20 protein-coding genes and 1 pseudogene are annotated in these 17,184 nt (G+C 62.5%); 12 read left to right on the top strand and 9 right to left on the bottom strand.

The genetic code is table 11. The features are described 5' to 3' along the window. Positions 1-51: 51 nt before the first annotated feature. From trxA to RPF88_RS20810, 4 genes and pseudogenes are all read left to right on the top strand, one after another. Positions 52-375 (top strand): thioredoxin, encoded by a 324-nt coding sequence (gene trxA, locus RPF88_RS20825; protein ID WP_013528326.1) that lies wholly within the window; start codon positions 52-54, stop codon positions 373-375. A gap of 128 nt (positions 376-503) precedes the next feature. After that, positions 504-785: a cupin domain-containing protein gene (locus RPF88_RS20820; protein WP_013528325.1), complete on the top strand. Its 282-nt coding sequence runs from the start codon at positions 504-506 to the stop codon at positions 783-785. A 106-nt stretch (positions 786-891) separates the two neighbouring features. Continuing rightward, the gene (locus RPF88_RS20815; protein ID WP_013528324.1) at positions 892-1,140 is read left to right on the top strand and encodes a type II toxin-antitoxin system VapB family antitoxin; all 249 of its coding nucleotides are present in this window, start codon (positions 892-894) and stop codon (positions 1,138-1,140) included. Continuing rightward, a pseudogene (locus RPF88_RS20810) lies at positions 1,137-1,551 on the top strand (type II toxin-antitoxin system VapC family toxin). The gene RPF88_RS20815 and the pseudogene RPF88_RS20810 overlap by 4 nt, the downstream one beginning before the upstream one ends. A 64-nt stretch (positions 1,552-1,615) precedes the next feature. On the opposite strand, the gene RPF88_RS20805 reads toward RPF88_RS20810, so the two are convergent. From RPF88_RS20805 to RPF88_RS20785, 5 genes are all read right to left on the bottom strand, one after another. After that, positions 1,616-2,941, bottom strand: a complete 1,326-nt coding sequence (locus tag RPF88_RS20805) for a bifunctional folylpolyglutamate synthase/dihydrofolate synthase (protein WP_337123121.1) — start codon at positions 2,939-2,941, stop codon at positions 1,616-1,618. Between the two features lie 118 nt (positions 2,942-3,059). After that, on the bottom strand, positions 3,060-3,986 hold the full coding sequence (gene accD / locus RPF88_RS20800) for an acetyl-CoA carboxylase, carboxyltransferase subunit beta (RefSeq protein ID WP_013528321.1): 927 nt from the start codon (positions 3,984-3,986) through the stop codon (positions 3,060-3,062). Between the two features lie 101 nt (positions 3,987-4,087). Continuing rightward, complete coding sequence (gene trpA / locus RPF88_RS20795) at positions 4,088-4,927, bottom strand: tryptophan synthase subunit alpha (protein ID WP_337123120.1); 840 nt, start codon at positions 4,925-4,927, stop codon at positions 4,088-4,090. A gap of 2 nt (positions 4,928-4,929) precedes the next feature. Beyond that, entirely contained in the window at positions 4,930-6,180 is a 1,251-nt protein-coding gene (trpB, locus tag RPF88_RS20790; protein ID WP_027161021.1) for a tryptophan synthase subunit beta, read from the bottom strand. 91 nt (positions 6,181-6,271) lie between these two features. Further along, on the bottom strand, positions 6,272-6,931 hold the full coding sequence (locus RPF88_RS20785; protein ID WP_337123119.1) for a phosphoribosylanthranilate isomerase: 660 nt from the start codon (positions 6,929-6,931) through the stop codon (positions 6,272-6,274). A gap of 112 nt (positions 6,932-7,043) precedes the next feature. Here RPF88_RS20785 and RPF88_RS20780 point away from each other — a divergent pair, with 112 nt between their 5' ends. Then, positions 7,044-7,262: a hypothetical protein gene (locus RPF88_RS20780; RefSeq protein ID WP_013528317.1), complete on the top strand. Its 219-nt coding sequence runs from the start codon at positions 7,044-7,046 to the stop codon at positions 7,260-7,262. Positions 7,263-7,267: 5 nt separating this feature from the next. Here the strand turns inward: RPF88_RS20780 and RPF88_RS20775 are convergent, their stop codons facing one another. The 4 genes from RPF88_RS20775 to RPF88_RS20760 form a co-directional block, all read right to left on the bottom strand. Next, positions 7,268-8,026: a M48 family metallopeptidase gene (locus tag RPF88_RS20775; RefSeq protein ID WP_013528316.1), complete on the bottom strand. Its 759-nt coding sequence runs from the start codon at positions 8,024-8,026 to the stop codon at positions 7,268-7,270. Between the two features lie 97 nt (positions 8,027-8,123). After that, positions 8,124-8,606, bottom strand: a complete 483-nt coding sequence (locus RPF88_RS20770; protein ID WP_013528315.1) for a DUF2852 domain-containing protein — start codon at positions 8,604-8,606, stop codon at positions 8,124-8,126. Between the two features lie 117 nt (positions 8,607-8,723). Further along, the gene (locus RPF88_RS20765) at positions 8,724-9,866 is read right to left on the bottom strand and encodes a benzoate/H(+) symporter BenE family transporter (RefSeq protein ID WP_013528314.1); all 1,143 of its coding nucleotides are present in this window, start codon (positions 9,864-9,866) and stop codon (positions 8,724-8,726) included. Beyond that, positions 9,866-10,636 carry an alpha/beta hydrolase gene (locus RPF88_RS20760; RefSeq protein ID WP_337123118.1) on the bottom strand — a complete coding sequence of 257 codons (771 nt, stop codon included), beginning with the start codon at positions 10,634-10,636 and terminating at the stop codon, positions 9,866-9,868. The genes RPF88_RS20765 and RPF88_RS20760 overlap by 1 nt, the downstream gene beginning before the upstream one ends. Positions 10,637-10,856: 220 nt before the next feature. On the opposite strand from RPF88_RS20760, the gene infC reads away from it, so the two are divergent. The 7 genes from infC to pheT all read left to right on the top strand — a co-directional run bounded on the left by infC (position 10,857) and on the right by pheT (position 17,159). Next, positions 10,857-11,393, top strand: coding sequence for a translation initiation factor IF-3 (gene infC / locus RPF88_RS20755; protein ID WP_013528312.1), 537 nt, complete (start codon positions 10,857-10,859; stop codon positions 11,391-11,393). Positions 11,394-11,556: 163 nt separating this feature from the next. Beyond that, positions 11,557-12,204 carry a methyltransferase family protein gene (locus RPF88_RS20750; protein ID WP_013528311.1) on the top strand — a complete coding sequence of 216 codons (648 nt, stop codon included), beginning with the start codon at positions 11,557-11,559 and terminating at the stop codon, positions 12,202-12,204. 181 nt (positions 12,205-12,385) lie between these two features. Next, positions 12,386-12,589, top strand: coding sequence for a 50S ribosomal protein L35 (gene rpmI, locus RPF88_RS20745; protein WP_006201248.1), 204 nt, complete (start codon positions 12,386-12,388; stop codon positions 12,587-12,589). A gap of 93 nt (positions 12,590-12,682) precedes the next feature. Next, positions 12,683-13,084 (top strand): 50S ribosomal protein L20, encoded by a 402-nt coding sequence (gene rplT, locus RPF88_RS20740; protein WP_013528310.1) that lies wholly within the window; start codon positions 12,683-12,685, stop codon positions 13,082-13,084. A 153-nt stretch (positions 13,085-13,237) separates the two neighbouring features. Then, positions 13,238-14,335, top strand: a complete 1,098-nt coding sequence (gene pheS / locus RPF88_RS20735; RefSeq protein ID WP_013528309.1) for a phenylalanine--tRNA ligase subunit alpha — start codon at positions 13,238-13,240, stop codon at positions 14,333-14,335. After that, positions 14,332-14,754 carry a GFA family protein gene (locus tag RPF88_RS20730; RefSeq protein WP_013528308.1) on the top strand — a complete coding sequence of 141 codons (423 nt, stop codon included), beginning with the start codon at positions 14,332-14,334 and terminating at the stop codon, positions 14,752-14,754. Before pheS ends, RPF88_RS20730 begins: the two co-directional genes overlap by 4 nt. After that, positions 14,751-17,159, top strand: coding sequence for a phenylalanine--tRNA ligase subunit beta (gene pheT, locus RPF88_RS20725; protein ID WP_337123117.1), 2,409 nt, complete (start codon positions 14,751-14,753; stop codon positions 17,157-17,159). The genes RPF88_RS20730 and pheT overlap by 4 nt, the downstream gene beginning before the upstream one ends. Positions 17,160-17,184: the final 25 nt, after the last annotated feature.

Raw genomic sequence — 17,184 nt, 5'->3', positions numbered from 1 at the left:
CGATCACCACCACATTTGGTGGGACAAAAACTTTCAAAAGGATTTTTCCATATGGCAACCGTGAAGGTCGACAAGAGCAACTTCCAGGCTGACGTGCTTGACGCCAACGTACCGGTCGTCGTCGATTTCTGGGCGGAATGGTGCGGTCCCTGCAAGATGATTGCGCCGGCGCTCGAAGATATCGCCACCGAACTTGGCGCCAAGGTCAAGATCGCCAAGCTCAACATCGACGAGAATCCGGAGCTTGCCGCCCAGTTTGGCGTGCGCTCGATCCCGACGCTGATGATCTTCAAGGGCGGCGAAATGGCCGACATGAAGGTCGGTGCCGCGCCGAAGACCGCGCTGTCGCACTGGATCAATGGCAACCTCGCCTGACCCATCTGAAATTCCTGATATCAAGCCCGGCCTCGCGCCGGGCTTTTTGTTGGCGTCATCGGTGCGTGGCTCTGGCTCTCGCATCCGGGCACTCCATGTCATCTGCTTGAGCCAGACAGGAGAACTCCATGACCGGATCCGCCAAGGCCACCGTCTTCATCGACAACGAGCGTGTCATCGTCACCGAATACCGCTTCGCGCCGGGCGAGAACACCGGCTGGCATCGCCACGGCCACGACTACGTCGTCGTGCCGCTGATGGACGGCAAGGTGAAGCTGTTGACCAAGGACGGCGAATCCTTCGCCGAGATGAAGAAGGGCGCGCCCTATTTCCGCAAGGAGGGCGTAGAGCACGACGTCATCAACGCCAATGAAGGCGAATACGCCTTTATCGAGATCGAGCTGAAGTAACGTCGCCTATCAATGCGCTGGAAATCCCGCGTGATGGCACGCCATCAGCTGCCACCTTGATGGCAGCAGTGGATCGGCCTATATCCGTTCTAAAAGGGAGTTCGAAATGGCCGAACCACAACTCTCAGTCCGAAGCGCAAAAGCACGCGACCTGGCTCATAGACTTGCTCGTCGTGAAAATCGTTCGATAGCCGATGTGGTCGAACGTGCGCTCGAATCCTACGAAATTCGTGAAGCTGGCCGTGAACCTGCTTCCACCTTCTATGCCAGCTTGACTGCAAACCATGGCGCCGACATCGATCTGGAAAAGATCATTCGCGAAGGCCGCCAGGTTCATTCGGGACTTGAGCTTTGATTTTCGTCGATACCAACGTGATTTCGGAGAGTCTGAAGAAGGCGCCGGACCAAGCTGTCCTGGCGTGGCTTGTCCGCAATGACGCTGAACTGGCCCTTCCCACAGTGACGATTGCTGAAATCGCCTTCGGCATCCAAAAAATACGGCCTGATGAGCGTGCCCGATCGGCTGGAGCAGGGACTTTCCCGGTGGCGCCATCGATTTGCCGGCCGGATTTTTGGATTGACTGAAGATGCTGCCTTGGCTTACGGCGAGATCATGGGGGCCGCGACACGCCAAGGTCGCGGCATGTCAGCCCCCGATGGCATGATTGCGGCGATAGCGCGCGTGAACGGTGGCCGGCTGGCAACGCGCAATCTCAGCGACTTTGGCACCACCAGCCTTGATCTGATCTCACCGTGGGATTTCTGAAGGTCGAAAGCCAAGGTTCGGCCTCAGCCGCCGCAGCCACCCAAGGCATGAATAGTCGCCTGCTTCAGGTCGGCGGGGTGCCGTTCTCGGCCAGCACCGCTCCGGTCAGATACAACGAACCGCTGATCAGGATGCGTGGCGACGGGCCGTCCCAGGTGTCGCGCAGCAGCATCAGCGCGCTGGCGACGGAACTCACCGGCTCGGCGGTCAGCCCGGCTTCCGTTGCGCGGATCGCCAGTTCGTCGTTCGGCACGCCGGCCTCGCTGAGGCTCACCGGCACCGTGTAGACATGCCGGGCGAGGCCCTTGAAGGCACGGAAATAGCCGCTCTGGTCCTTGGTGTTGATCATGCCCGAGATGAGGAACAGCGGACGCGGGTTCTTCTCTTCCTGCTCGGCCAGCGCTTCGGCAACCACCACGCCGGCGCCCGGATTGTGGCCACCGTCGAGCCAGATATCGGCGCCCTTGGGTGCCAGTTCGGCCAGCCGGCCCTGCACGAGCTTCTGCATGCGGCCGGGCCAGGCGACATTGACCATCGCCTTTTCGGCGGCGCGATGGCTGATCTCGAAACCGGCCGCTTTGACCGCGGCGATCGCCGCCGCCGCATTGGCGAACTGGTGGCGGCCGGGCAGCCTGGGCGGTGGCAGGTCCATCAAGCCGTCTTCGTCCTGGTAGACCATGCGGCCGTTTTCCTCGAAGGCAAGGAAGTCCTGGCCGTAGACGAAGGTGGGGCATTCAAGCCGCTCGGCGGTTTCGATCAGCACCTGCAGCGCCGTCTCGCTTTCCTGCGCGCCGATGACCACCGGACAGCCGGGCTTGATGACACCGGCCTTTTCGGCCGCGATCAGTTCGACACGGTCGCCGAGATAGGCCTCGTGGTCGAGCGACACCGGCATGATCACCGACACGGCCGGCTCCTTGATGACATTGGTCGCGTCGAAGCGGCCGCCGAGCCCGACTTCGATGATCGCAGCGTCGGCCTGGTGTTCGGAAAACAACAGGAAGGTGACGGCGGTGAGGATCTCGAAGACGGTGATCTTCTCGCCTTCATTGGCCCTGGCGGCACGGGCAATGGCATCGGCGAAAACCCTGTCCTCGACCAGCCTGCCGCCGCCATCGGCGGCCAGCCGGTAACGCTCATGCCAGTTGACCAGATGCGGCGAGGTGTGGACATGGACGCGGTAGTCCGCAGCCTCGAGCAGGGCGCGTGAAAAGGCTGCGCACGAACCTTTGCCGTTGGTGCCGGCGATGTGGATGACCGGGGGCAGCCGGTCCTGCGGATTGTCAAGCCGCTCCAGCAGCCGCGAAATGCGGTCGAGCGAAAGGTCGAAGCCTTTCGGATGAAGCGCCATCAGGGCTTCGATTTCGCGGTCGGCGGCAAGCGTCGTCATGGTGGAATCCTAGCGCATGAGCCTGAAAACCAGAATCGGTTTCGGATGGCCATGGCAATCAAAGGCTACAGCGCGCCGAAGCCCTCGTGCAATCGCGGTCGCGGCGCTTCGTGTCGCTTCAGGCTTGCGGCCGAGCTTCCGCGGCAACCACCGCCGGCGGCAGGATTTCCGGCTCCAGCGTTTTTTGCTCTTCCGGCAGCTTGAGCAGCATCTTGAGCAGGCGCGCGATCGTTTCACGCATTTCCAGCCTGGATACGACCATGTCGACCATGCCGTGCTCCATCAGATATTCGGAGCGCTGGAAGCCATCGGGCAGTTTCTCGCGGATGGTCTGTTCGATGACGCGCGGTCCGGCAAAGCCGATCAGCGCGCCGGGCTCAGCGATGTGCACGTCGCCCAGCATGGCGTAGGAGGCGGTCACGCCGCCCGTGGTCGGGTTGGTCAAAACGACAATGTAGGGCAGGCCGGCTTCCTTCAGCCGGTCGACACCGACCGTTGTCCGCGGCAATTGCATCAGGGACAAAATACCTTCCTGCATGCGGGCGCCGCCGGAAGCGGCAAACAGGATCAGCGGCCGCTTGCGCTGCAGGGCCACTTCGAAGCCGTGCACGATGGCGTCGCCGGCGGCCATGCCGAGCGAGCCGCCCATGAAGGCGAAGTCCTGCACCGTGACCACAACCGGCAGACCCTCGACGGTGCCCAGCGCATTGATGATCGCGTCCTCAAGGCCGGTCTTGGCCTTGGCGTCCTTCAACCGGTCGACATAGCGCTTCTCGTCGCGGAATTTCAGCGGATCCTGCATGACCTTGGGGTTGTCCAGGGTCTCGTATTTGCCGCCATCGAAGAAGAATTTCAGCCGCTCCTTGGCCGAGATCTTCATGTGATGGCCGGACGAGGGAATGACGAACTGGTTCGATTCCAGATCCTTGTGGAACACCATCTCGCCGGTCTCCGGATCCTTGATCCAGAGATTCTCGGGCATGTCGGTGCGCCGGCCGAGCATCGAATTGATCTTCGGGCGAACGTAATTGGTGATCCAGTTCATCGCTTCGGCTCCTGTCCTGACGAAGAGTTGCTAATGCATGTCGCCCAAAAGTGGGAACCGGTTTTGGGATAACGACATGCACAAGACCTGACGTAGGGAAACTATTCGGCAGCAGCAAGGCGGGCCGAGCGCACGCCTTGCGCAAGCCCGCTGACCAGCGTGGCGACGGCCTCGGCCGGATCGGCGGTCTTCTCGCCCTTCGGCCCCAGCACATTGGCCACCGCATTGACGATCGCGGTGCCGACGACGACGCCGTCGGCATTGGCGCCGATCACCCGGGCCTGCTCGGCGGTCTTGACGCCGAAGCCGACGCAGACCGGCAGGTCGGTGTGGCCCTTGATGCGCTTGACCGCCGCCGCCACCTTGCCGGTGTCGGCCAGCGCCGAGCCGGTGATGCCGGTCATCGACACGTAATAGACGAAGCCCGACGTGTTCTGCAGCACCTTGGGCAGGCGTTTGTCGTCGGTGGTCGGCGTCGCCAGCCGGATGAAGTTGATGCCGGCTTTCAATGCCGGAATGCACAGTTCCTCATCCATCTCCGGGGGCAGGTCGACGACAATCAGCCCGTCGATGCCGCTGGCGATCGCGTCCTTGAGGAAGCGGTCGACGCCATAGATGTAGATCGGATTGTAGTAGCCCATCAGCACGATCGGCGTTTCATTGTCGCCAGCGCGGAAGTCGGCCGCCATCTTCAGCGTCTTGGCCAGCGTCTGGCCGCCTTTCAGCGCCCGCAAGCCCGCCGCCTGGATCGCCGGGCCGTCGGCCATCGGATCGGAGAACGGCATGCCGAGCTCGATAATATCGGAACCTGCGCCCGGCAACGCCCTCATGATCGACAAAGAGGTGTCGTAGTCGGGGTCGCCGCCCATGAAATAGGTGACGAGCGCCGGGCGGCCTTCGTTCCTGAGCTTCGCCATGCGGCGGTCGATGCGGGTGGCCATGATCAGATCTCCATGCCCAGCATCGAAGCCACCGTGTGCACGTCTTTGTCGCCACGGCCGGACAGGTTGACGATGACGATCTGATCCTTGTCCATGGCAGGCACGATCTTCACCGCATGCGCGATGGCATGCGCCGATTCCAGCGCCGGGATGATGCCTTCGACGCGCGTCGTCAGCTTGAAAGCCTCCAGCGCCTCGTCATCGAGGATCGGCACGTATTCGACCCGGCCTGAATCGCGCAGCCAGGAATGCTCCGGCCCGACGCCGGGATAGTCGAGGCCGGCCGAGATCGAATGGCCGTCCATGATCTGGCCGTCGGCGTTCTGCAGGAGATAGGTGCGGTTGCCATGCAGCACGCCGGGCGCGCCGGCATTCATCGAGGCGCAATGCTCGATGCCGTCGAGACCGCGACCGCCGGCTTCGATGCCGATGATGCGGACCTCCTTGTCGTCTAGGAAGGGATGGAACAGGCCGATGGCGTTCGAGCCACCGCCGACAGCGGCGATGATGGTGTCGGGCAGCCGGCCTTCCTGCTCGAGGATCTGTGCCCGCGCCTCGATGCCGATCACCGACTGGAAGTCGCGCACCAGCTCCGGATAGGGGTGCGGGCCGGCGGCGGTGCCGATCAGGTAATAAGTGTCCTCGACATTGGTCACCCAGTCGCGCAACGCCTCGTTCATGGCGTCCTTCAGCGTGCCGTGGCCGGCGGTCACCGGGCGCACTTCGGCGCCGAGCAGCTTCATGCGGAAGACGTTCGGGCTTTGCCGGGCAACGTCTGTGGCGCCCATGTAGACGACGCAGGGAAAGCCGAAGCGGGCCGCAACCGTGGCCGAGGCCACGCCGTGCTGGCCGGCGCCGGTCTCGGCGATGATGCGCTTCTTGCCCATGCGCTTGGCCAGCAGGATCTGGCCGAGGCAGTTGTTGATCTTGTGCGAACCGGTGTGGTTCAAATCCTCGCGTTTGAAGTAGACCTTCGCGCCGCCCGCGAGGCCCCTGGCCGAGGAAACCTCACGAAGATGCTTCGTGAGGCCTTCGGCGAAATAAAGCTTCGACGGCCGTCCGGCATAGTGGGTCGACAGGTCAGTCAGCTCAGCCCTGAAATCCGCATCGTTCTTGACCTCGTTCCAGTGCCGCTCCAGATCGAGGATCAGCGGCATTAGCGTTTCGGCAACGAAACGACCGCCGAAAATGCCGAACATGCCCTGTTCGTCGGGCCCGGTGCGGAAGGAATTGGGTGTCGCCGGCTTGTTCATCGCCGATCTCCTGGCATCTTGACTATGAGGCATGTCCTTGTCGGAAAACCGGTTCCCGCTTTTCCGGGACATGCTCTGGTTTGAGGCACCACTAGGCTGCGCGGGTGTTCCGCGCGGCCCTGACGGCCCGGAAAAACTGTTCGATCAGCGCCGGATCCTTGACGCCCGGCGCGCTTTCCACGCCTGAAGAAATGTCGATCCCAGGCGGGTTGGCAAGCCGAAGGGCATCGCCGATATTGGCGGCGTTGAGCCCACCGGAAAGCATGTAATCGACGCCGCCGTCAAGGCCGGCGAGAATGCGCCAGTCGAAGGCAACACCATTGCCGCCCGGCAGTTCGGAGCCTTTCGGCGGCTTGGCGTCGAACAGGAACCGGTCGGCTATGCCGATGAATGGCTTCATTCGTTCGAGATCGGCGGCCTCGCTGAGCGGCAGCGCCTTCATCACGGGCAGGCCATAGCGGGCTTTGACCTCGGCGACGCGCTCGGGCGTTTCCGCGCCGTGCAGCTGCAGCATGTCGGGCTGCATTTTGGCAACGATTTCATCCAGGAAGGCGTCGCCGGCATCGACGGTGACGGCAACCGCCATCGCCTTGCCGCGCGCGGCCTCGCGCAGACGGCCAGCTTCGGCAGGTTCGACATAGCGCGGGCTTTTGGCGAAGAAGATAAACCCGACATGGCTGGCGCCGCCGGCCAGCGCCGCGGCCATTGCCCGGTCGGTCTTCAAGCCGCAGATCTTGATGTCGAGTGCCATGGCGCGGGAATTGGCATGAAAAGCGATAAGAGTCGAGAAAAAGCATGCTGTTTGCCGGCACGGCCAAAGGCGCTACCTATGGATGGACAGGACGCAAGGCGGGAGCACGATCATGGCCGACAGAACCGTAGCCGAACTCAGGCAGAAGATTGCGCAGGCGCGCGAGGTCATCGCGCACCTGATCGACAAGGCCGCCTTCAATGGCGCCGAGGCGCACCGCGCGCTCGACTATTTCGGCGGCGATGAGTTCGACGGCAATTTCCTGCCGTGGCCGCATCATGGCGATGAGGGGTTGCGGCCCGAAGACTTGAACGCCGCCAACGACGATTGAGCGATCTACTCGAACATGATCGCCTGCAGCGCACCGCCATTGCGCTTCAGCCAGTCCTTGCAGCGATCGGTGTCGGGGCAGAGCTTTTCGCACAGTTTCCAGAATTTCGGGCCGTGGTTCATCTCTTTGAGATGCGCCACTTCATGCGCGACGAGATAGTTGATGACCGGCGACGGCGCCATCATGATGCGCCAGGAAAAGGACAGATTGCCTTCGGAGGTGCATGACCCCCAGCGGCTTGACGTGTCCTTGAAGCGGATCGCCTTGGCGCGCTTGCCAAGCGCCTCGGTGTGCTTGGCCACCAGCTTCTCGATTTCCTTCTTGGCCTCGCGCTTGAGGAAATCGGCGAGGCGGCGCGGCAGATGTATGCGGTCGCCATGCACGATCAAGAGCGGACCACGTTCGTCGCGCGACACGGTGACGGTGCCGCGCTTTGACGGTTCATGGACGATGCGGTGCGGCACGCCGCGCACCGGGATCCTGATGCCGGGCCGCACCTGCGGCCGCGTCGGCACCTTGGCCAGTCGCTGCTCCAGCCAGTCCTGATGCCGCTCGAGGAACCTGTCCACTTCGCCGCGGCGCAGGCCTGGCGGCACGGTGATGCGCAGACCCTGGCCGCCTGAATCGATACGCAGCGTCATTCGGCGCGCCCTGGCGCTCTCGACGATCTTGAGCGGCAGCGTGCGGCCGGCGACGCAATATTCGCGCTCCACGACAGGCGTGGGCTTGGGCTTTGTCAGATTGCGAAAGAAGCCGAGAGTCATGGCGGGACGATACGCGATTCGAGAAAAACGACTAGAACAAAAAAGAAACGGCGCCGCTCGCGCGACGCCGTTTTTTTACGTAACCAGTCGCCGGATCTCAGTCGTCAAGCAGGTTCGAACCCTTGCCACGCTTGGTGGTCGTCGTTCCAGTGCCCGGATCGGTCTTCGTCGGAGCCGTCGACTTGTTGCGGTTGGCCATGAACCGGTCGAACTCGTCCTGGTCCTTGGCGCGGCGCAATTCGCGGGCATACTCGTCGAACTGGGTCAGCATCTCGTCGAGCTTGCGGCGTTCTTCGTTCAGCCGCTCAAGTTCCTTTTCGCGCCAGTCGTCGAAAGCGACGTTGCCGGTGCGGGCGGAACCATTGCCCCAGCGCGCGGCCTTGTCGGAACCGCGGCGGCAACCGGCGAAGATGCCGTCGGTCGCGCGGTTGACGTCACGCTTGAAGCCATCGAGGCGGTCGCCCCAGATGATGTAGGCGAGCATGGCGAAGCCGAGTGGCCAGAACACCATGAAACCCACAACCATCAACGCGATGGTTGCCGGCGTCCAGGCCGGACGGATCAATGCGGATGTGTTCATTTTCTCCCATTCCTTCGGTTGGAGACAGCCAAACCCGGCTGCGTGGAATCGAAATGGGAAGAGAAAAACGGCGATTCAAGACAATGTCCGCCAAATCCGGACAAGCATCTGAAATGTTTATCGCTTTTTGATCATATCGAGGAAAAGCACGACCAGCCCGGCAATCAGGCCCCAGAATGCGGCGCCAACGCCGAACAGCGTCAGACCCGAAGCGGTGACGACAAAGGTGACGGTGGCGGCCATGCGATCCGCCTCTTCCTTCAGCGCGATAGAAAGCGCGTTGGCGAGCGACGCCATCAGCGCCAGACCCGCCACCAGTACGATCAGGCTCTGTGGCAGCACCGCGAAGATCGCCACCAGCGAAGCGCCGAAAATCGCAAAGATGAGATAGGCGAGCGCATAGAACGGCCCGGTCTTCCAGCGCTCGGCGGGGTCGGGGTGGACGTCCGGCCCGGTGCAGATCGCCGCCGAGATCGCCGCCAGATTGGTGGTCGAGCCGCCGAACGGCGCCGACAGCAGCGAAAACAGGCCGGTGACGCCGATCAGCGGGCCGGGCTCCGGATGGTAGCCGGCGGCGCGCAGCACGGCGAGGCCGGACAGGTTCTGCGAAGCCATGGTGACGAGATAGAGCGGCAGTGCCAGCCCGATCACCGCCTTGGCGGTGAAATCAGGCGCAATCAGCGTCAGCGTCGACAGTTCCGGTGTCGGCAGGCCGCCGACACGGCCGGTGAGGAAAGCGGCGAGGCCACCGCCGATCAGCACCGCCAGCACCGATAGCGCCGGGTTGAACAGCCGGATGACGAAGAAGGCTGCAATCAGCGGCAGGATCAGCCACGGGTCGATGGGAATGGTCTTCACCGCATTGAGCGCGAAGGTGACGACGATGCCGGCCAGCATGCCCGAGGCGACGGAAGGCGGTATTCTCGAGATCAGCTTCGTCAGGGGCCGAAACAGCCCGGTGGCGATCAGAAGGACGCCGGTGACGATGAAGGCGGCGACGGCCTCACCCATCGAAAAGCCGCTCGATGCCGCGATCAGCGCCAGGCCCGGCGTCGACCAGGCGGTGATGACTGGCATTTTCGTGCGCCATGACAGCCACAGGCTCTCGATCGCCATGGCCAGGCAGATCGTCGTCACCCAGCTTGCCGTCTCGATCTGCGTCGCGCCGACTGCGTTGGCGGCGGCGATGACGATGGCCAGCGTGCCGCCGAAGCCGACGATCGCCGCGACGAAGGCGGATATCGGAATGGAAAGGCGCATCAGTTTCCCCTCTGCGCCATTGCATCGACGGCCCGCACCAGCATGTCGAGATCCTGCGGTCGCGACAGGCGATGGTCGCCGTCAGGGATCAGCGACAGGGTCACGTCGTCGGCGGGCAGCAGGCTGACCAGCTTCAGTGCATGGCTTGCCGGCACATCCGCATCGGCCAGGCCCTGCAGGATATGCACCGGGCAATGGGTGTCGATCGGGCCTGTCATTGTCAGGTTGTCGCGCCCGTCCTCGATCAGGGCGCGTGTGTAGATGTAGGGTTCCGTGGAATAGTCCGACGGCTCTTCGAAGAAACCTTTTTTGGCGAGATCGCGCTTCTGCGCCTTGGTCAGCACCGGTTCGATCAGTTCAGCGGTAAAATCCGGTGCCGGCGCCAGCAGCACCAGGCCGGCGACGTTGCTGTCATCAGCCTTGCGCAATTCCTGCACCATGCGCAGCGCGATCCAGGCGCCCATCGAGGAGCCGACCAGGATCTGTTTGCCCTTGGTGAAATGCCGGAACACGGCAAGGCTTTGTGCAAGCCATGTCGAAATCGTGCCGTCGGCAAAGGCGCCGCCGGATTCGCCATGGCCGGAATAATCGTGGCGCAGAAAGGCGCGGCCTTCTTTTGCCGCCCAGTCCGACAGCGTCTGCGCCTTCGCGCCCAGCATGTCCGACTTGTAGCCGCCGAGCCAGACGATGCCGGGCGTAGAGCCAGCAGTATGGCGCACCGCGATGCGCGATCCATCGACATCCATAAAGACGGGGGGCGTTGCGGTCATGGCTTTTTCCTCAGGCCCTCTTCTGGCGCGGGATTCTTGTGGCACGGTCGGTGGCGTGGCGAAAAGTGCTCACTATGTTCTTTGTTTGGTGCAGGACAGCGATCAGGGTGATTTTCTGTCAATGCTGTGCTATTGACTCCGCCCGCGCGCTCACCACATTGGCGCGTCCATGCATCAACACTGACAAATCCTGAACGAAACGGCCAAGGAGACCACGACCATTCGCAGACCTTTCAAAGCAGCGGCGCCGACCAAGGATGGCCCGCGCTCCAACCGTGACATCCGGGTTCCCCGGGTCCAGCTTATCGACGCCGAAGGCCAGAACCGCGGCGATGTTTCCATCAACGACGCATTGCTGCTGGCCGAAGAGGCCGGGCTCGATCTCGTCGAGATATCGCCCAACGCGGTGCCCCCCGTCGTCAAGATCCTTGATCTCGGCAAGTTGAAATACGCCAACCAGAAGAAGGCGGCCGAGGCGCGCAAGAACCAGAAGGTCATCGAGATCAAGGAGATCAAGATGCGCCCGAACATCGACAGCCATGACTACGAGACCAAGATGAAGGCGGTTCGCCGCTTCTTCGAGGAAGGCGACAAGGTCAAGCTGACGCTGCGCTTCCGTGGCCGCGAGATGGCGCATATGGAACTCGGCATGCAGCTTCTGAACAAGGTCCGCGAGGAAGTGGCGACGATTGCCAAGGTCGAAGCGGAACCGAAGCTCGAAGGCCGCCAGATGATGATGGTGCTGTCGCCGCGCTAAGATCTGCATCGGCGCGTATCTAGGATCACGATGACGTCAGGCTTGGCCATCGCGCTTAAATCCGCCTGAATCACATCGCAAGGCGTCCCGGCGATCGGCGGGACGCCTTCTTCTTGTTCAGACGCTGCGATCGCCGGCAAAATTCCTGACGATCGGATTCACTATGGTCGATGAAGTCAAGGTTTCGGACGTGGACTTCAAACACGGGCTGGGCAATTACCAGCATATGCGCCGGATAGTGCTTGCCGTTCTCGTGGTCGTGCTGTTTGCAGCATTGCTATTTGGCCAATCGACGTTTCCGCCCGACACAGCCGTGCACGAGACGATCGAAATGTTCGGCGTGCTGCTGATTTTCCTCGGCATCGTGGGCCGCCTTTGGGCGACACTCTACATAGGCGGGCGCAAATCGTCCGAGGTGGTGACTGGCGGGCCTTACTCGATCACCCGCAACCCGCTCTATGTGTTCTCGACCGTAGCCGCAGCCGGTGTCGGCGCGCAGATCGGTTCGTTCTCCGGTATCATCCTCTTCGGGCTTTTGTGCGCGGGGGCGTTCCATATCGTCATCCTGCGCGAGGAGAAGTTCCTCAAGGAAGCGCTCGGCGCGCCGTATCAGGCCTATCTGGCGCGGGTGCCGCGCTTCTTCCCAAAATTGTCGCTCTACCAGGAGGGCGATACCGGAAACTTCAAGCCGCGCCTGCTGTTGACCACGCTGCTCGACGGCCTGGTGTTTCTGATCGCGCTGCCGGCCTTCGAATTGATCGACGGCGCCCAGCTGTCAGGCATGTTGCCGGTCTGGTTCACGCTGCCCTGACGAGGACACAGCGCCGCATCTCCACAGGTGTTGCGCGCGGGCCGTCTTTGACGTATAGCACCGCCGTTCAAGAAAACCGCCCGGCAGGGCATGCCGTGGCGGTTTCATTTGCTTTTCGGGCTTTGGTCGGCCTGAAGCGAACAAGAAGCGCGATAGTGCGCCAACAATACGGAGTAGCAAAATGCCCAAGATGAAGACCAAATCGGCCGCCAAGAAGCGGTTCAAGATCACAGGTACGGGTAAAGTCCTGTCGGCTGCGGCCGGCAAGCGTCACGGCATGATCAAGCGTTCCAACAAGTTCATTCGAAATGCCCGCGGCACGATGGTTCTGGCTGAACCGGATGGCAAGAAGGTCATCAAGAATTTTCTGCCGAACGGCCTCTAAGGCATTCGGTCCGGACACGCATTTGTTTTACGCAATTCCGAACGGAAAACCGCAAGGCACTTTTCTTGGAATTGCTTTTAAGGAGATCATGACATGGCACGCGTAAAAAGAGGCGTCACTTCGCACGCCAAGCACAAGAAGGTCCTGAAAGCCGCGAAAGGCTTCTACGGCCGCCGCAAGAACACCATCCGCATCGCCAAGCAGGCGGTGGAAAAGTCGCTGCAATACGCTTACCGCGACCGCAAGAACCGCAAGCGCTCCTTCCGCGCGCTGTGGATCCAGCGTATCAACGCCGCGACCCACGAGCATGGCCTGACCTATGGCCGCTTCATCGACGGCCTCAACAAGTCGGGCATCGAGATCGATCGCAAGATCCTGTCGGACATGGCCATCCACGAGCCGCAGGCTTTCGCGGCCCTGGTCGCCAAGGCCAAGGTGGCGCTCGAATATCTGAAGAACACCACGCCGAACGCTTTTGAAAGCGCTGTCGCCTAAGACCAGCGCTTCCCAAGCATTCGCAATTCTGATTTGGGGAACCCGCGCTGGCACGGCTGGCGCGGGTTTTTCTTTTGCCTGATCCTTGGAGTGATTTCACTTTAGAAGTGACTTTCACTTTGAGGCCGACCTCCCAACGCAGCGAGTTTGACCGTGAACGACGCAACCACTGGCCTGGATACGCTTGAAAACTCACTTCTGGCCGAGATCGCCTCGGCCGCCGATGAGCCGGCCATCGAGGCCGTGCGCATCGCTGCTTTCGGTAAGAAGGGCAGCGTGTCCGAGATGCTGAAGACACTTGGCGCCATGACCGCCGAGGAGCGCCAGATCAAAGGCCCAGCCATCAACGGCCTCAAGAACCGCGTCACCGACGCGCTGACTGCCCGCAAGGCTGAGCTCAAGGATGTGGCGATCACCGCCCGCCTCGCCGCCGAAAAGGTCGACGTGACGCTGCCGGTGCGGCAGTCGCCGGCCGAGCGCGGCCGTATCCATCCGATCAGCCAGGTCATCGACGAGATTGCCGCGATCTTCGGCGACCTCGGGTTTTCCATCGCGGAAGGTCCCGACATCGAGACCGACTATTACAATTTCACCGCGCTGAATTTCCCCGAAGGCCATCCGGCGCGCGAGATGCACGACACCTTCTTCTTCCAGCCGGACGAGAAGGGCGAGCGCAAGCTTTTGCGCACGCACACTTCGCCGGTGCAGATCCGCACCATGGAAACGAAGAAGCCGCCGATCCGCATCGTCATTCCTGGCAAGACGTACCGGCAGGATTCGGACGCCACCCACTCGCCGATGTTCCATCAGGTCGAGGGGCTGGTGATCGACAAGACGGCCAACGTCGCCAACATGAAATGGGTGCTGGAGGAGTTCTGCAAGGCCTTCTTCGAGGTGCCGCAGGTCAAGATGCGCTTCCGGCCGTCCTTCTTCCCGTTCACCGAGCCAAGCCTCGAGGTTGACATCCAGTGCGATCGCTCGCGGCCCGGCGAAGTGCGCTTCGGCGAAGGCTCCGATTGGATGGAGATCCTCGGCTGTGGCATGGTGCATCCCAATGTGCTGCGCCATGGCGGTCTCGATCCGGACGAATACCAGGGTTTTGCCTGGGGCATGGGCATCGACCGCATCGCCATGCTGAAATACGGCATGCCGGACCTGCGCGCCTTCTTCGATGCAGACGTGCGCTGGCTGTCGCACTACGGCTTCCGGCCGCTCGACATGCCGACTTTGTTCGGAGGCCTGAGCGCATGACAGCGCCCTATGCCGGCGGCTGCCGCTGCGGCGCCGTGCGGTTCGAGGCCTCTGCCGAACCGCATCACGTCAGCTACTGCCATTGCGGCGATTGCCGGCGGGCCAGCGGCGCGCCGGTGTCGGCCTTTGTCGGCTTCCTAGTCGATCAGGTCGCGTTCACCGGCAAGGCGCTGAAGATGTATGAGAACGGCCCGGTGACGCGCTCTTTCTGCGGCACCTGCGGCTCACCCATCGCCTATGTCGACGAGCGGCTGGAAGAAGACATCTACTTCATGCTCGGCGCCATGGACATGCCGGCCGATTTCCAGCCGACGCTGCATGCCTATATCGGCGAGCAGCTTGCCTTCCTGCATATGTCCGACGACCTGCCGAGACATCTGAAATCAAGCGTCAAAAGACCAGACGGAACAGTCCCATGAAATTCACCCTCTCCTGGCTCAAGGACCACCTCGAGACCGACGCCACGCTCGACGAGATCGTCGAGCGGCTGACTTCGATCGGTCTCGAAGTCGAGCATGTCGACGACAAGTCGAGCCTGAAACCATTCGTCATCGCCAGGGTGCTGACGGCGGTTCAGCATCCCGATGCCGACCGGCTGCGCGTGCTGACCGTCGACACCGGCGACGGCAAGCCACCGGTGCAGGTCGTTTGCGGCGCGCCAAATGCTCGCGCGGGCCTGATCGGCGCCTTTGCCGCGCCCGGCACCTATGTGCCCGGCATCGACGTAACGCTGACGGTCGGCAAGATCAGGGGCGTCGAAAGCCACGGCATGATGTGTTCCGAGCGCGAGCTGGAGCTGTCCGACGAACACAATGGCATCATCGACCTGCCTGAGGATGCGCCGGTCGGCACCAGCTTCGCCGCCTATGCGCACATCGACGATCCGGTCATCGAGATCAACTTGACGCCGAACCGGCCGGATGCCACCAGCGTCTACGGCATCGCCAGGGATCTGGCGGCGAGCGGGCTTGGCCGCCTCGTCGGCGGCGCCATCATGCCGCATGTCGGCAATGGCATGTGTCCGATCAAGGTGACGATCGAAGCGCCGGAGCTTTGCCCCGGCTTCGCGCTCAACTTGGTCAAGGGCGTCAAGAATGGAGCCTCGCCAAAATGGCTGCAGCAGCGGCTGATCGCCATTGGGCTGAGACCCATCAGCGCACTGGTCGACATCACCAACTACGTCACCTTCGACCGCGGCCGCCCGCTGCATGTGTTCGACGCCAGCAAGGTTGCCGGCAATCTCGTCGTGCGCCGCGCGCGCGATGGTGAAAAGGTGCAGGCGCTCGACGGCCGCGAATACACGCTGACGCCGGAAATGTGCGTCATCGCAGATGACAACGGCGTCGAGTCGATCGCCGGCGTCATGGGCGGCGAGCATTCGGGCTGCGACGAGAACACCTCAGACGTGCTGATCGAATCCGCCCTTTGGGATCCGATCACCACGGCGCGCACCGGCCGCACGCTCGGCATCATTACCGACGCGCGCTACCGTTTCGAGCGCGGCGTCGACCCCGAATTCATGGTTCCGGGCGTCGAACTGGCGACGAAACTGGTGCTCGATTTCTGCGGCGGCACGCCGACCGAAATGGAGGTCGTCGGTTATGCCGGTCACACGCCGAAGATCGTTTCCTTCCCGCTTTCGGAAGTGAAGCGGCTGACCGGCATCGAAGTTCCCAGCGCGGAAAGCCTCGATATCCTGTCGCGCCTCGGCTTCAAGCCGGAGGGCTCGGGCGATGTCGTCGATGTCGCCGTGCCGTCCTGGCGCCCCGACGTCGATGGCAAGGCAGACCTGGTCGAGGAGGTCATGCGCATCCACGGTGTCGACAACATCGCACCGCAGCCGCTCGGTGCGCATGACGCGGTCAATGCAAAGATCCTCACCACGCTGCAGGTCCGTACCCGCACGGCCAAGCGCGCGCTTGCCGTGCGCGGCATGATGGAAGCCGTTACCTGGTCGTTCATTCCGGCCAAGCATGCCGAGCTGTTCGGCGGCGGCCAGACCGCGCTGAAGCTTGCCAACCCGATCGCCGCCGATATGTCCGACATGCGGCCCTCGCTGCTGCCGGGGCTGATCGCGGCTGCCCAGCGCAACGCCGACAAGGGTATTGGCGACGTGGCGCTGTTCGAAGTGTCGGGCACTTATGAGGGCGACGGCGCCGACCAGCAGCGGCGCGTCGCCGCCGGCGTGCGTCGCGGAACCGCCAAGCTCGACGGTTCCGGCCGCAACTGGGCCGGCAATTCCGGTCCAGTCGGCGTGTTCGACGCCAAGGCCGATGCGATCGCCGCACTTGAAGCCTGCGGTGCGCCTGTCGACCGGCTGCAGATCGAGGCCGGCGGCCCGGCCTGGTATCATCCCGGCCGTTCCGGCACGATCAAGCTCGGCCCGAAAACCGTACTCGGCACTTTCGGTGAATTCCATCCGAAGACGCTGGAGGGCCTCGATGTTTCCGGCCCGCTGTGCGGCTTCGAGGTCTTCGTCGATGGCGTGCCTGAACCGAAGGCCAAGCCGACGAAAACCAAGCCGAAACTGGAACTGTCGCCCTTCCAGGCGGTCAAGCGCGATTTCGCTTTCGTCGTCGACAAGTCGGTCGAGGCCGGCACGCTGGTGCGCGCAGCGCTCGCCGCCGACAAGAAGCTCATCACCGCCGTCTCGATCTTCGATATTTTCGAAGGCGCTTCGCTGGGCGAGGGCAAAAAATCGATTGCCATCGAAGTGTCGATCCAGCCGGTCGAAAAGACGCTCACCGACGAGGATTTCGAGGCACTGGCCAAGCGCATCATCGAGAATGTCGGCAAGCAGACCGGGGGCGTTCTGCGGGGCTAAAAAACTTGCGAGCAGATGGCGAATC

The organism is Mesorhizobium sp. ISC11 (genome assembly GCF_037162595.1).
Lineage (GTDB): Bacteria > Pseudomonadota > Alphaproteobacteria > Rhizobiales > Rhizobiaceae > Mesorhizobium > Mesorhizobium ciceri.
Note: the sequence above shows the minus strand (reverse complement) of the source record. Positions and strands in the feature narration are given on the sequence as shown.